Here is a 13,646-nt window from a genome sequence, read left to right as displayed (position 1 = left end):
CAGCATAGGCTCCATGTTCTGGTTGGGTGCTTATTGTTTAGTCTTCTATAGAGTAGACGAAATCAAAATCGTTTCCGAATGCGACTGCATTTCCTTCTGCATCATACAGATCAACTCCCCAACTATATAATCCATTGGTTAAGGATAAATTTGCTTGATAGGAGTTTGTTCCAAGGTCTGGGACAGTCATGAACTTCGATCCATAATTATCGTCATTTCCTGTTCTTAACCAAAATGTGTGGGATGATGCTTCATCAACAGTTTCCCATGAGAAGGTTACGACATTGGTGGTAATGACTGCATCACGAATTGGGGAGATATAATAAACTCTCTTTTTTGCACGCAAATCTCTGGAAACATCACTGTTTTCCACATTCACGATATACCCAATACCGTTAAATCCATCATGTGATGTTGTTGAAAGTAGATAACGCCCATTCTTGATATTCTCAAATGTAAACCGACCTTGTGAATCAGAGAGAACGTTATGTTCCGGGGAACCATCATCAGGCCAGATTCGCAAACGTATTGGTTCTTGCTCAAGGATGCCTGTTGAGTAGTAAACAGTTCCCGATACTGTAAATCCTTCTTTCCAAACTACCCGATAAAAACGAGGAACTTGGACTGACATTACTTCATTTGTGTTTTCAATATTGTTGTAAGGAAAATCGGTATACCATTCACCATCAAGTGTGGATGCCCACTGAACCTGATAAAATCCATTTGAATAATTACTGCTCCATTCGAGGACACCATTTTCATCAAAGGACGTTATGACAAGATCCTCAGAATGACAGATGGATGTCAGTAAGCTCAGGCATATTGCTAAGCTCAAGATTATGTTTTTGGATATCTTCATTTTTTAGCCCCACCCAACGTTACACGTGACTTCCGGTGCACATAAACTTCAAATTAATCGACAGGCGTTTTCACCGTAAAGTCCATGTGCTGGTTGGCTTTTTTCTAATATGTTTTGAATGTGATGACATATGTTGACATTGGAATTCCTTCTGAACTCCTGAAGCCTGCGCTTAAACCTTCACGATTGAGAACGACGCAATACTGTGTGTTTGATTCCAGCACAAACTCTCTGACACAAGTTTTTCTATCTGGCCATGTAGGATTCCGGAGCCAGTCTGGTCTTTCTCCTAATGCTAGATCTGATGACCATGCTCCTCCTGTAATATCATCTGAAAAATTAATAACCAGATTGGTTGTTGCAGGATCAACATTCGTACTTCCATTGGCTGGAATAGTACTAACAACTAAAGATGGTCTTGGAGTTGAATCTACACGATAGAATAACTTTTCATCCGAAATATCAAAGAAGTGCGTACTTACGTTACCAGTTCCGCCTTCCCATTTAGACCAGACAGGAGTCCAGCTACTTAAATTCGACGATGATTCAAGCATGTAAGCGTTGGTTGAAATAGTAGGGAATTCAATTTTAATAGCCGTATCAATCGTAAGATTGGTTTGTGCCTTGGAACTGATAATGATTGTTGAAACCACTAACAGCATTAACCTGATTGAATGTTTTGATGTCATAATTTTTGTAGCCAGACCTCATGGCTGAAGTTGACTCAGCTTAGATCGGTTTCAAGTTCTAGGTTAGTGGATAGACAAAAGCTACCGCCCTTGGTCGTCCCCCTTGTAGACGATTAATCCCCTGCCCCTGACTGTTCGATGCGTGGTGCATCTAATCACTTGCAGTCTAGTACGGAATATCAAAGCGGGGCAAATTATAAGCTGAGATATTCTTTGTAACGGCTTGTGGGGATTTAATACCAACAAGGAAAACAAGGCCTGCTGGATGCGAGGCCATTGATGCCCACTCAGGGCAACTAGAATGGGCCAGAATCGATTCGGGTTTGAGACAGGCAGTGAAGAACAGCTTAACAATTTCTCTAATGGTGTATGTGCATCCTTATGACAGCAATGACACGACCTAAAGCTATCAGGAACCATGGAAGGTAGACCAAGACAGCAACTCCCGACCCACATAAGTACAACCGAAGTTTACTGTGAACTCCCTTCTTCTGAAAGAGGACAATGAACAAGTAAACGACAACCAGATAAACCAGCCAGCAAGCAACGGCCATCACCCACTCCACCCAATCCGGTGCCCAGTTGAGCGGAAAAGCACAGTCGAGACGCAGACCGACCAAAACAGGAAATAACAGTTCATCTGGATCTGTTGACCAGCCTCCCTCCAGTAGAATCCAGCTTACAACAAATACAACCACCATGCTATAGGCAGTCAAGGCACAGCCCAGGGTCAGAGCAAAGATTCTTTTCTTGCTGCTCATACGCCCTCCCGATGTTCTAAATACTTTTTTAATAGATATCTGAACGGGTAAAAGAGCCAAGCGATCAGCGGGACCAGGAACAGCGACAGGAAAGTGATCCGAAACCAGGTTGGACTAAAGGTTTTTCTATCAAGGAAGAAATAGCCTCCGTGCCTGTGCTCCAGTGTTTCTGCTTGAAATCCAGAATACCAACCTATCGCTCCACCTACCAAGATGATCGTTACCAAAAGCGATACAAGGGTCACCACATATCCGCTCGTTTTATATGCAAGCCACACAATGAAGATTTCAGCCGCAATGGTTGCTGTTACAGCCAGTGCTGTTTCCCAGTTCAGAGTTGGGTTCCAATCAAACATATTACACAAGGCACTTAGAAATAGAGTCGAGATATAAAGTGCATACCCGGCAGCAATCCACAACCCAGCATATAGCGTTGAATGCAATAGCGTTTTCATATAATGCCCAAGGCTCAGCCTACTCCCGATGAGCCTTTTCGCAAGGGTTAACTACCCTCCTTTATCACTGCGAGAATGGCCCACAATCGCTCCGGCTGAGCGGCATGAGTGATGAGTCATTTGAGGCCTAGTTAAGCGGCTGTGGAGGAGATTTGATGGAGGGAATGTGAAGCTTGGTTCCACCCTATGCCGATGCCGTTACTTGATGCCCCAGCGATTTCACTGTCAGGAAACGTTGTTGAGGAGTACTCTACTCGAATGGCAACCGATTCGGGTGCCTGATACCACTCAAAGGAAAGAATATGCCTACTCCAAATGACTCGGGACGCATCAACATCAGGCAGCAGTATGAAGTGCAATACTGGACCAAAGAACTTGACCTCACGGCAGCGCAGCTTTTCGAGATCATTGAAGCAGTCGGGGATTCGATAGACGCTGTCCGGAATCATGTGGGGAGGTAGCGCACCATCTATACGGCTGTAGAGCCTTCCTGATGGAGGGAATGCGGTGATAGCTGGAGGCTAATCCCGATCCACATGACCAGGTTATAGATATGAACCTGATAGTTAATTTATAACCTTAACTCTGTAGAATCGGTTAGAGGTCATAAATGGATCAATCAGGTTTATTTCTGTTCCAGTTCCTTTAAGTCCAACTCTTTCAATCCATTCCCCACTAACCAAAGAATCACGACTTTCCAAATAAAAAGTTTTTCCTGTAATCGTCATAAACGTTAGCTGATAGTTGTTATCGCATACCCCCCTTAAATTTAACCTGGAATGCGGGTCTGCGGGATTAAACCCCATAGCAATTTCATCAGCATCCAACTCACCGTCTGCATCTGAATCTGTTTTCCAAGGATTAATGCCATAGGCATATTCATCTAAGTTCACTATGCCATCAAAGTCTACGTCTCCCATTGCGTCATTAAAAAAGGGATTCAAGCCATAGTTAATTTCCCATACATCAGGCATACTATCACCATCGTTGTCTGGCACTAATGCTAATCCATGAGAGGCGTTTATAGAAATTGCATTCACATTGGAGGAGGCTGATAGTGGAATATCTAATTGATCATTGTCATTTATCCCCCACGCAATCACCCTCTCGTCTAATGAAACAACCCAACTTGAAGATCCATCAGCCCCAATTGCAGCCGCATTGCTAGTAACTGATTGTGGAATATTAAGCTGACCATTCTGATTCCACCCCCACGCAACCACGCTCTCATCAGACAATAATGCCAAGTTATGATTCCCGCCAGCTCCAATCATCACCGCATTATTGGAAATAGATGATGGGATATCGAGCTGCCCATCATCTCTGCCCCATGCAACCACATTCCCATCAGAGCACAATGCTACATTGTGGCGATTGCCACTCGCAACCGCTATAGCATTGGTAATGGAGTCTGGGACATCACATTGTCCAGATGAATTTAATCCCCACGCAACCACACTCCCATCTGATAATAAAGCCGCACTGTGACCAAGTCCGCCTGATATTGCCACAGCATTGTTGGAAATGGATGCTGGAACGTCACATTGTCCAGATGAATTCAACCCCCACGCAACCACGCTCCCATCTGATAATAAAGCCATGCTGTGATCTGATCCACATGATATTGCCACAGTATTATTGGAGATGGATGCTGGAACATCACACTGCCCATGGTCATTTCTTCCCCACGCAACCACACTCCCATCTAATGACATAGCTAGACTAAAATAATACCCAACCTTAATCGCCACAGCATCACCCGAAATGGTTGCCGGAATTTCGCATTCACCAAATTCATTCGCCCCCCATGCAACCACAAGACTTCCTGAAAAGGATGGCACCGCAACACCAACTGATAAAACAAGAAGTAATTTTAACAGCCAATACCTCATAACCCTACTTTCATCGTTTCTCCTACATTCATAACCAGATCTGTTGCTTCTGCGCACATACACGCATCCAACGATGCAACTGTAGCCTTGGCAGTATAGAGTGCCAATAAGATTCAATAGCTGATTACCATTTCCAGGATTGCGAGGATGAGCCAGAATCGCTTTGGGCAAGCGGAAGACTCATCAATCGTCTTAGGGTAAGAAAAGCCGCTGCAGAGCTATTCTGATGGAGGGAATGGGAGGGTTAATTGATCTACCTTGTCCGTAGCGTGACGATCAAGGATCGGAGAGGCATCAATCAGGAACAAGAACACTGTTCCAAAGGAAAATCCCAGATTCCCTAGAACACTGTTCCAAAGCCAAGAATGGTACTCTAGGGGTGGAATCCGGGGTGATGTTGTGTTGATCCTTAGTCGATGCCGTCGCAATCGGAGATTGATTGGATCTCGGATTCTCCGAATCGAAGATCACAAGGGCATCGGCTATGAACTCAAATCAATCATCAACTCATACAGAGCCCTGAAATCCTTGTATGTATTCACAGGATACCACGTGGCCATTTTACCGTGATCTTCCAGCCACTTTATTTCACCCTGCAGCAATTCATCTTCGATCCAGACAAACTCTTCATCGGGATCGATGGCTTCCGTTTTGAATACACTGAAATTGGTTGGCTTGATTCGGCCTAGATCCCTGTACGTTTCGTCGTCAACATAAGGTCGGAGATAGCGAAGGGCGGTCTCGGCATTGCCTTTGCAGTGCGTGGTCAGCCAGTAACAGTCAAACTGGGATAGAGCAAACCTGATGAACTCTTTCGCTTTGTAGGCCAGTTGCACATCACCGTTGTTCTTACCGAGCAGGACACCGTCTACGTCGATGTATATCTTTAGTTTAGGTGTCATAAAAAGCTATCACAGCCGTCAGGATATACTCTTCAGCGATTCTTTGAGGTACGGTACGACAACGTCTCTTAGCTTCATGACATGCTCAATATGCCATTGCCGGATTTCAGACAGCACTTCTTCCGAATCATTTATACTACCGGGGCGGTAAACCGCTATCCTGGACGCCCGTTTATTATCAAGGCGTTCCCAGCTCAAAGGGCATCCATACTTTGCTTCGATCTCTTCGCTAAGAACTTTCAGCTCATCAAAGATCCGTTTCGTTTCATCCTGATCACCTGTATCCATATAAATCTCGGTTCGAGCATTCTTTCCCTGTGCGAAAGATACTGAATAGATGAATCCGGAAACTCCTGTAGAGATGCCGATCCAGTTGTAGGGTTGAGCTTTTTTCAATGATGTAAGCCTGTAGGCATCTCGAAGTTCATCAATAACCTTTTGGAAGTAATCTCGATAGAGTTCAGCTCTGGCAGAGGGTGCAGTCCCTCCTCGTTTGGTGCTCTTCTGCCACTCATTCGGCATCACAACAGGCTTAAAGTTGAACGCAGGCTTAGACTCATCTATCTGAAGAACTTCCAGGACAACAGCAAAGAACTGCGTTTCAGAGTCCGTTCTCTGGTTAAGCCAGTCTAAGGCCTGCCTGTGCTCATCCCGAACTGTTTCTGAAACCCAGATAACTGTAGATGCATCAAAGCCGGCAGCGTACGTGAGAAGCTTCCCTAGATGGTCGTGATCAGTTTGATTGAACTGGTTTTCGATAATAACCGGCTTTGAGCTACTTAGATCTTTCGCTAATAAATCCAGGGAGAAGTCACCCACTGACGCTTCCCGTTCAGTAAGCTCAAGTTCCATGCCTAGCACATCTCCCAGTTCAGCGATGTTATCGGCCAACCACGGTGTAAAGTCGATAGCTTCATGAGGCCAGACATTGCGTAAGGGGACTTTTTTTAATGCACCAAAATTATTCATAGGTTCTGTCTCCGTATTTTTTAATTCCGTAAGTCGTATTAGTAACCGACCAATAGATCCATCTTCAATCATCGCCCCCCAGTGTCCATCACAGAAATGTTCTCCTCTTACACAAAAGGTTAGCATCTCTTTAATTTGATCCATGTTGGCTTCTTTGATTTTCGCATGATCATTAATCATGTTCCCTGCAAGCTCAGGATCGTATGGATACATCCAGCATTCTTTGGATGCTATGTGGAAAAACTCTTCCGTAATCTCGTGGTAATCTGGGTATCCAATTTGGTGAGTCCCATCAGGCTGTTTTCCTCCCAGCCATTGCTTAATTGGATTGAAATCCTTTTCCTGTAAACGGGGAAGAAACCCCACGAGTTCGTTAATTTCTTCAATGGTTGGTTTTGTGGGTTCCATATTTTTTTAACTCAGACCTTATGGCTGAAGTTAACACAGCCTCGGTCGGTTTCATTCATTTCTAGATTAGACTACTCCCCTACTCAGAGGGGCTTAATGGTGGTTAGGGATTTTTTATTGGCTTATCAATCTGGTTCGAAAAAAGGCTGAAGATCCTGCTGTACCAGCACTTCCGGAATATACCGGAGTCCATGTTTCAAGGTCGGTACTTGATTCGATAAGTAATTGTACATCACCATTATTTTCTGGCGGAAGTGTAATAACATTCATGGGACACGTTGTGACTCCGGCTCTTGTAATTTTATATCCAAAATTATGATAATTGCTGGATGGCATGATTTTACAGGGGCCTGGAAATGTGCGTCCAGCAATGTCCGTGGAATTATATATTGTTATGCTGAAGGTTTCTTGAAATGGGGTGTCATATGGGGGCAATACAACCTTGATAGAAATATTATCGTACTTAAGGTTTCCTAGAACGACTAGACTATCACCTTCTGCTAATGTGACTGTATTGGTGCCACTCAGATATCCTTGGTCGGTTGCTTTCGCTGAAATCGTAAAGAACAGCAAAAGAACAATGCCTATCATTTTCATTATTTATCACCTTTCTCTCATTTTGATTCCAGACCTCATGCCTGCAGTTGATTGAGCCCCGGTCGGTTTTTCGTCTACCGTCTTAGCTTCCTACGGAACATCCAGCCTCCCGCACCTGCAACTAGCATGAGGAGAGCTGACGAGGGTTCAGGAATGACATTATGAGTCCCGATTTCAATGCCACCACTCTCATAGGCGACCGCACTTTCCTGCAATGTCAATTCTCCTCCCAACTCATAACCGAATTTAGCCCATCCAAAAGAGTTCCTCGCCCCATAACCTAAATCCAGCGTACTGGCTGTTACGCCAAGATAGAAACTTGGTGCCAGAGGAATTGAAGAACCCATCTCGTAGGGGCTGAACATGTCGAGGGATATGTTTTCGGGAGTGAATTCATCATCAACATTTACAACATACCAGTCCGCCTGATGAGGTAATGCGCCCCCTTCATGCGTCATTGTCATGGCAAGATCAGCGACACTCAGAAATATAACGCTATCCCCGTAACTTTGTGGCTCTAGCCACAGATCATAGCTACCGCCTACTCCGCTTAGCCTGACCGCATCCGTCATAAGGGATGCGTTTACGATATTACATGCGAGTAATGTAGCAATTGTAATAATCTTTCTCATCTCGCTCCTTTCCGCATACAAGCTCAGTTTCGCCTAGCCCTAAAGTACCGCTTATCCTGCCCTTCGATAGAATAAAGCCTCTTCACTTCGCCACCCGGCCCGATGATGTCAGTCTCGATAACCTCCCATGCATTGGCCAGATCATCAGTTGCTTCAATCCTGTAGCTGACTCCAGTAGCTGCATTGAACTGGAATTCAATAGCGGCCTGGATTTCCGAAAGGAGGTCGGGAGTGCTGTTGGTTGAGGTCGGACTAAAACCGGTGCTTATCTCAAAGAGGTCGCCAAACCCATCGGCATCGGAGTCGGCCAGTTTGGGATCGGTATTGTATATCAGGATTTCTTGCCCATCCGATAGACCGTCGCCATCCATATCACGATTGTTGGGGTCTGTTCCGTATATGCCGACCTCATCCTTATCCAACAGACCATCGCCATCCGAATCTGGATAAGGGACTGAGGCGATGGAATGAATTCCGAACCTATCCACAACAACCCTTGAAATCTCCAGCCCTGACAGGGGACTCAGCTCAACAATTAGATTTACAGACCCGGACGTGCGGTCGGTAGCAGAAACCCAGAGACTGCCCCCATAAGCCTCATCCATGTCATGTAGATCACCGGGGCCATTGCCTGTGTGCCATATTGCACTGCTTGGCGACCATACTTCAGCCCCGTCGTTTATGCTGACACGGTATACCTTCCCATCCCACTCATCCGACAACCACATAGTCCCATCGGACGATAAATCTCCACCAAGAACACTCGGATAGCTATTTGCACCTCCAAGCAAGGTAGAGTTACCTGTTGAGAGATCGAAAGAGTACAAATTGCCCTGCTCAAAAGCCGCACCTTCTGCGTACACGTAAGCATCACCTGTGATACTGAATCCCAGTGAAGCAATGAATGTGGATTCCGTTCCAGGCAAAGCATTGCTCCATACCAGGCTTGCCACACCACCCGTTGGTGAAACGCTATATAGTGAATCAGTTTTGTTCTCAACAAAGTAAAGCAACCCGTCAACCGGGTTGTAGTCAAATGCTACCGTCACACCTAGGTCCACGCCCAGTGGAGCAACTGTAGTCGTTGTCCCATTAGTCATATTGATAAGAACAAGTTCATCGGCATCCGAATCAATTCCATACATTTGGAAGTCGTATGCATGGACGCTCAATACGCACCCCACACACAACAGCACTATCCCCAAAACCTTCAACTTCATAAATCCCCCGAATGATTTTGTCTCATGAATATCCGATATTCCAAACAAGACCAAGAAAACACGCCCTAAATCATACGGGTTTTATGAGCTGATAACCGGGAATTTGCGCCCTTGAACCCTCCACAGCCGCCTTTGCTTCCGGGGCAATCAATGAGCCGCAAAAGTTCCATTCATTGGTCCTGAGCCAACTGTGCAGCTCTGACAATTCCTCTTGCATCATTAGAGCATATCCATTACCCATATGCACATCAAAGGGCACATCCTAGTCAGGGTGCGACCTCCCATCCGGCTGCAGTAAGCACGAGGGTCAGGTTAGCGGACATTATATCCGCTAGCGATAAGCGATCACTTTCCGAGGGATTACTCAACAACAGTAAACTCAGGAGAGAACCATGCCCACCAGACAAACAAAGACCATCGAAACCACCCACCAGGCTATGAAGAACACAGCCTACGAGAATATCGTCAAAGGCTGGCTTATGCAGGATGGCTGGCAGGTATTCAGCCCCGAACTAGATCATGGCCATCAGACCGATGTGTTGATTTCGGATGGCGACCGCTATTATCGGATTCAGGTCAAAACGGTAGAGTCGAAAAGCAAGGAACACACCGTCGATAGGATGTGGAAGGATGATAACTCTATCGATGCTGTCGTGTACTTTGCACACAACTCGGACTGGGGATTAGTGGCTCCGGCCTTCAAGGAAAAGAAACGAACTTTAGGCCATCCGGATCATTTCAGTTTTTCCAAGTTCAGTCCTAAAGAGTTTCTAGCTGCGTTTCACAGTATTCCGAATGGATGAAATGAGCTATTTTTTACACGCAAAGCCCGGTGTAACTCCTTAATAGTCAACGGCCCCTCTACAGGGTTAGGCCCCTAAGTATGTATATTTATATATTCTATATAAATCCAGCCTCATTCTTCGGCTCAAATTTATCTCTATATGATGCTGGGTCGGGGGATGGATTCCTTGCGGGACATCTAGGATAAAATCTCAATCTCACTCCTGATATGCCGACCTTGGTTGCTCTATTTTGGAACGTGTACCAAAATGATGTTTGGAATGGATGGTTAAATCTCTATTAGAGCAACCCCGATTGCAGCATCCCCTTTGTTGCCGGGGATTTACTGGATTTAACACCCATTCCTGATATACCTCTAAATCGCACAGAATGGCCCCTCTCGCTGTTAGGAATTCCGGGCTACGTCATCACCCACCTCACATGCTCTAATGCCGGAGAAGACAGCATTCTGCTGCGATTAGAACAATGCATTTCCATCCGAACACAAAAAAGCCCCCGTGAGTGACGAGGGCGGTCTAGTTGATGAGTTATGAGGCTAATCCCCTGCTCATTTATTATTTCTAGCAATTGGTTGAGTTGCGGGAACTCAGGTTGCAATTTCCTTCCAGATCACCTTCTGCGTTTCATTACCCATATTAGAAGAATAACTGTGCCGGCAATGATGCACAGAGACCCATCAACAAAACGGTTGAGTGCATAGTTAATACCACCCAATGCAATTGCCACCATGGCAATATAGAGCATTCCTTTTCCGGTTTGTCGTGTTGGTGGTCTCTTTTTCATCGGGAGGAACGTTCGAGGTGAGCTGGTTTGGAATCAGTTGTTACCTTGACGGACAACCTCAGATGACTGGTTGGCATTTTTTATGGCTTCTACAAGTTTGGTTGCAAATTCCTCATTTATATCATCTTTAAAATCTCCTTGGTCATATCGCTGCACAAAATGATCAAGCCGAGATTGGATTGAAGAATTGACGCTATTAGTATTTCCATTTTCCAAATATTTTTTAATCAGGAGAGATTGTTGAGCCTGCCACAATGTTCTTGAATTTCCATCTGTGGACATCTTCTTTCCCACCTCAACAACAGACTCTAATTGTTCCCTTAATTCTTCTTCTGTCATCGTTGAGCCAAGTGCATAGCTGTCTTTGACAAATTGTTGAAATTCTGGAGACCATGCTTTTTGTATTTTATCCATTGCCTGGCGGGACTGATAAGATGAAATGCTCCATCCAATTCCAATCCCTACTACGAGTGTTAATATTGGGAAAATCTTTTTCATATTTTCTTCATCCGAACGTTAAGGATGACCTGCCGTGCGCACAAACGTTGACCGAATCAACGGGCGTTTTCACGGTAGGCTCATTGTTCTGACCCTGTTTTCTTAGCACTATTCAGGACGAGAATTAATTTAGGGTCTTCCCCCATGGAATGTAGTCCCTGATAAATCAGGAATTCACATATACGTTGTTGGAAATATGGTCTGATGGCTTCACCGAAAACCTCCGTTGCGAGTTCGGTTTCTCCTTTAAGCCGTAAAACTTCGCCGGCGAAGGCGTGTGCATCCACATTGAAGCCTTCGTAACGATAAGAGTTAGAAAATTCCTGAAATTGTGCTTTCAGTTCAGGGGAAAGACCTTCCGTATTTGCTTTAATATATAGGTCAAGAAACTGCCGTAGCCCCTGACGATTATTGGATGGCCTCTCTAAATTTGGGAAACGAACAACCGCTTCCTGTAGAAGTTCATCCCGTTGCTTATACCAATCTTGCTGATCACAAATGATTGCTCCGAAGACACCATACCAGGGATCATTAGATGACTTCAGTGCCTTTGTTAGCAGCACTACGGCATTTTCGCTGTCCTGATCTACTAATGAAATGCAGGCGGCTCTTGATAGAGAAACAGGATTCCCTTTGGACTGCCGTTGATAGGTCTGATTCAGCTTTTTTTGAATAGGGTTGGTTGGTTCAAAATTGAAACAGAGAAGATAGTTGTAGATATCATCGTTTCCAGGTCCTGCGGCCAATTTCTCAAGGCAGCTCACACCTTCGGTGGATTGTCCAGTAAGTCCATAATACCAGGCCGCCTTCATCAGCGGCAGCCAGCTGTTGCTCTCTTTAGAAGGGCCAATGTGGGGCCCTGCTCTATCCCAAGCTCCGACCGAGACAAAATGATCCGCAATTTCCTGGTGGGTTAAAAGAGCGTCTAGGTCGTTCTCCGCCTGGTCCAGAATGGCCAACATTTGATCCAGCCAAGCCTCGGTATCGCCCATTCTTAAATATTGTTTCGCTAAGGCATTCTGCGTCGTTCGACTGGAATCTGTCCGTACTGCCTTCCGGAGCAGTTTGAGGGATTTTTGATGATGACCCTCATGCCCATACCGCTCACCCAAGAGGCAGAGTGCAAGTGCAGAGCGGTCTAACCGGCCGGCATATTTTTTGTGATATACATCGGCAGCCTCCCAGCCATAATCCAGTTCGTGGAGCATTTTATCGAGTTCGGTTTTTGGACTCTTAAAAGGCTTACGTTGGTTTCCGTCGGTCCCATAGATCTGCTGCCAAACGCCCTGGAACCGTGTTTCGCCATTGGGCAGTTTAAATTCCTGACGGTAGACGAGTGTGATGCCTTGCTTTTTCATATCCTGTAGATGTCTCTGAAATGAGCTCTCATCCTGATTAAACCACCAGTACGTCATATACCCCCAACTTGCGGGGACTTTACTTTGTCTCAGGCGAAACTGCAGTTCATCATTTTCCCAGCGTCCTTCGACTGCATCCATCCAGTAGGGAGCATCTTTATGATCATTGCTGAACTCTTTCAAATAAACATCCATTTCAGGACAAGACATCCAGCCGGATTCAATACGCTCTTCCGGTATAGTGGTTACGGTTTCGCTCTGTTTGCGGGAGCAACCTCCTAGCAATAGAGCTGACGCCAAAATAATAATTGGTAATTTCATCTTTTTTCCTATGCAGAATATTATGAGTGTGGCTGAGGGCAATCAATGCCTAGACCCAAGCCACCGCCCTTGGTCGCCCTTCCCCAAAGCGATTAATCCCCTGCCCCTGACTGTTTGATGCCACATGCATCGAATCACTTGCAGTCTAGTACGGAATATCAAAGCGGGGCAAATTATAAGCTGAGATATTCTTTGTAACGGCTTGTGGGGATTTAATACCAACAAGGGCAGTTGGAGCTGCCTATACGGGGATGCTTTGAGAGCTGCGAGGATGGCCCAGAATCGCTCCAGGCAAGCGGCATGAGTAATGAGTCGCCTCTGGGGTAGTTTTTTGACCACAGAACATCCACAGGACACAGGAAAGGGCACTGAATTAAGCCACTCCCTCCCCCAAGAGGGGAATGAGAGAGGGAGCCGAAGATGCTATCCTCGCTGCTTAAATAGTACTCCTATAGCTTCGTACTGCCCTGAAGAATAAAAGGGTTAGCATCAGAATGG

The 13,646-nt window shown here is 45.5% G+C and carries 14 protein-coding genes; 2 read left to right on the top strand and 12 right to left on the bottom strand.

Annotated elements, in window-relative coordinates; all coding sequences use genetic code 11:
• Positions 1–37: 37 nt before the first annotated feature.
• From E9954_RS01875 to E9954_RS01860, 4 genes are all read right to left on the bottom strand, one after another.
• Positions 38–859, bottom strand: a complete 822-nt coding sequence (locus E9954_RS01875) for a carboxypeptidase-like regulatory domain-containing protein (RefSeq protein WP_136077551.1) — start codon at positions 857–859, stop codon at positions 38–40.
• 104 nt (positions 860–963) lie between these two features.
• A complete protein-coding gene (locus E9954_RS01870) occupies positions 964–1,548 on the bottom strand; it encodes an Ig-like domain-containing protein (protein WP_136077550.1) in 585 nt (194 codons plus the stop codon).
• Positions 1,549–1,907: 359 nt separating this feature from the next.
• The gene (locus E9954_RS01865) at positions 1,908–2,309 is read right to left on the bottom strand and encodes a hypothetical protein (RefSeq protein WP_136077549.1); all 402 of its coding nucleotides are present in this window, start codon (positions 2,307–2,309) and stop codon (positions 1,908–1,910) included.
• Positions 2,306–2,764, bottom strand: a complete 459-nt coding sequence (locus E9954_RS01860) for a hypothetical protein (RefSeq protein WP_136077548.1) — start codon at positions 2,762–2,764, stop codon at positions 2,306–2,308. The genes E9954_RS01865 and E9954_RS01860 overlap by 4 nt, the downstream gene beginning before the upstream one ends.
• Positions 2,765–3,066: 302 nt before the next feature.
• Between E9954_RS01860 and E9954_RS01855 the strand changes: the two genes are divergently transcribed.
• Positions 3,067–3,225: a DUF3606 domain-containing protein gene (locus E9954_RS01855; protein ID WP_136077547.1), complete on the top strand. Its 159-nt coding sequence runs from the start codon at positions 3,067–3,069 to the stop codon at positions 3,223–3,225.
• A gap of 105 nt (positions 3,226–3,330) precedes the next feature.
• Here the strand turns inward: E9954_RS01855 and E9954_RS01850 are convergent, their stop codons facing one another.
• From E9954_RS01850 to E9954_RS01825, 6 genes are all read right to left on the bottom strand, one after another.
• Positions 3,331–4,656 carry an RCC1 domain-containing protein gene (locus E9954_RS01850; RefSeq protein ID WP_136077546.1) on the bottom strand — a complete coding sequence of 442 codons (1,326 nt, stop codon included), beginning with the start codon at positions 4,654–4,656 and terminating at the stop codon, positions 3,331–3,333.
• Between the two features lie 482 nt (positions 4,657–5,138).
• Entirely contained in the window at positions 5,139–5,558 is a 420-nt protein-coding gene (locus E9954_RS01845; RefSeq protein ID WP_136077545.1) for a hypothetical protein, read from the bottom strand.
• Positions 5,559–5,576: 18 nt separating this feature from the next.
• Entirely contained in the window at positions 5,577–6,935 is a 1,359-nt protein-coding gene (locus tag E9954_RS01840; RefSeq protein ID WP_136077544.1) for a DUF4268 domain-containing protein, read from the bottom strand.
• Between the two features lie 114 nt (positions 6,936–7,049).
• Positions 7,050–7,532 carry a hypothetical protein gene (locus E9954_RS01835; protein ID WP_136077543.1) on the bottom strand — a complete coding sequence of 161 codons (483 nt, stop codon included), beginning with the start codon at positions 7,530–7,532 and terminating at the stop codon, positions 7,050–7,052.
• A 74-nt stretch (positions 7,533–7,606) separates the two neighbouring features.
• On the bottom strand, positions 7,607–8,164 hold the full coding sequence (locus E9954_RS01830) for a PEP-CTERM sorting domain-containing protein (RefSeq protein WP_136077542.1): 558 nt from the start codon (positions 8,162–8,164) through the stop codon (positions 7,607–7,609).
• 23 nt (positions 8,165–8,187) lie between these two features.
• The gene (locus E9954_RS01825) at positions 8,188–9,384 is read right to left on the bottom strand and encodes an NHL repeat-containing protein (RefSeq protein ID WP_136077541.1); all 1,197 of its coding nucleotides are present in this window, start codon (positions 9,382–9,384) and stop codon (positions 8,188–8,190) included.
• Positions 9,385–9,776: 392 nt separating this feature from the next.
• Between E9954_RS01825 and E9954_RS01820 the strand changes: the two genes are divergently transcribed.
• Positions 9,777–10,187, top strand: a complete 411-nt coding sequence (locus tag E9954_RS01820) for a hypothetical protein (RefSeq protein WP_136077540.1) — start codon at positions 9,777–9,779, stop codon at positions 10,185–10,187.
• Positions 10,188–11,004: 817 nt separating this feature from the next.
• Here the strand turns inward: E9954_RS01820 and E9954_RS01815 are convergent.
• Positions 11,005–11,469 carry a hypothetical protein gene (locus E9954_RS01815; protein ID WP_136077539.1) on the bottom strand — a complete coding sequence of 155 codons (465 nt, stop codon included), beginning with the start codon at positions 11,467–11,469 and terminating at the stop codon, positions 11,005–11,007.
• Positions 11,470–11,549: 80 nt separating this feature from the next.
• Positions 11,550–13,148 carry a tetratricopeptide repeat protein gene (locus E9954_RS01810; protein WP_136077538.1) on the bottom strand — a complete coding sequence of 533 codons (1,599 nt, stop codon included), beginning with the start codon at positions 13,146–13,148 and terminating at the stop codon, positions 11,550–11,552.
• Positions 13,149–13,646: the final 498 nt, after the last annotated feature.

The organism is Pontiella desulfatans (assembly GCF_900890425.1).
GTDB lineage: Bacteria > Verrucomicrobiota > Kiritimatiellia > Kiritimatiellales > Pontiellaceae > Pontiella > Pontiella desulfatans.
This window is presented reverse-complemented; position numbering and strand designations above follow the sequence as displayed.

Bases quoted from the DNA above. Each gene is read 5' to 3' on its own strand.
- E9954_RS01875 (WP_136077551.1), bottom strand. From the start codon at position 859: ATGAAGATATCCAAAAACATAATCTTGAGCTTAGCAATATGCCTGAGC.
- E9954_RS01870 (WP_136077550.1), bottom strand. From the start codon at position 1,548: ATGACATCAAAACATTCAATCAGGTTAATGCTGTTAGTGGTTTCAACA.
- E9954_RS01865 (WP_136077549.1), bottom strand. From the start codon at position 2,309: ATGAGCAGCAAGAAAAGAATCTTTGCTCTGACCCTGGGCTGTGCCTTG.
- E9954_RS01860 (WP_136077548.1), bottom strand. From the start codon at position 2,764: ATGAAAACGCTATTGCATTCAACGCTATATGCTGGGTTGTGGATTGCT.
- E9954_RS01855 (WP_136077547.1), top strand. From the start codon at position 3,067: ATGCCTACTCCAAATGACTCGGGACGCATCAACATCAGGCAGCAGTAT.
- E9954_RS01850 (WP_136077546.1), bottom strand. From the start codon at position 4,656: ATGAGGTATTGGCTGTTAAAATTACTTCTTGTTTTATCAGTTGGTGTT.
- E9954_RS01845 (WP_136077545.1), bottom strand. From the start codon at position 5,558: ATGACACCTAAACTAAAGATATACATCGACGTAGACGGTGTCCTGCTC.
- E9954_RS01840 (WP_136077544.1), bottom strand. From the start codon at position 6,935: ATGGAACCCACAAAACCAACCATTGAAGAAATTAACGAACTCGTGGGG.
- E9954_RS01835 (WP_136077543.1), bottom strand. From the start codon at position 7,532: ATGAAAATGATAGGCATTGTTCTTTTGCTGTTCTTTACGATTTCAGCG.
- E9954_RS01830 (WP_136077542.1), bottom strand. From the start codon at position 8,164: ATGAGAAAGATTATTACAATTGCTACATTACTCGCATGTAATATCGTA.
- E9954_RS01825 (WP_136077541.1), bottom strand. From the start codon at position 9,384: ATGAAGTTGAAGGTTTTGGGGATAGTGCTGTTGTGTGTGGGGTGCGTA.
- E9954_RS01820 (WP_136077540.1), top strand. From the start codon at position 9,777: ATGCCCACCAGACAAACAAAGACCATCGAAACCACCCACCAGGCTATG.
- E9954_RS01815 (WP_136077539.1), bottom strand. From the start codon at position 11,469: ATGAAAAAGATTTTCCCAATATTAACACTCGTAGTAGGGATTGGAATT.
- E9954_RS01810 (WP_136077538.1), bottom strand. From the start codon at position 13,148: ATGAAATTACCAATTATTATTTTGGCGTCAGCTCTATTGCTAGGAGGT.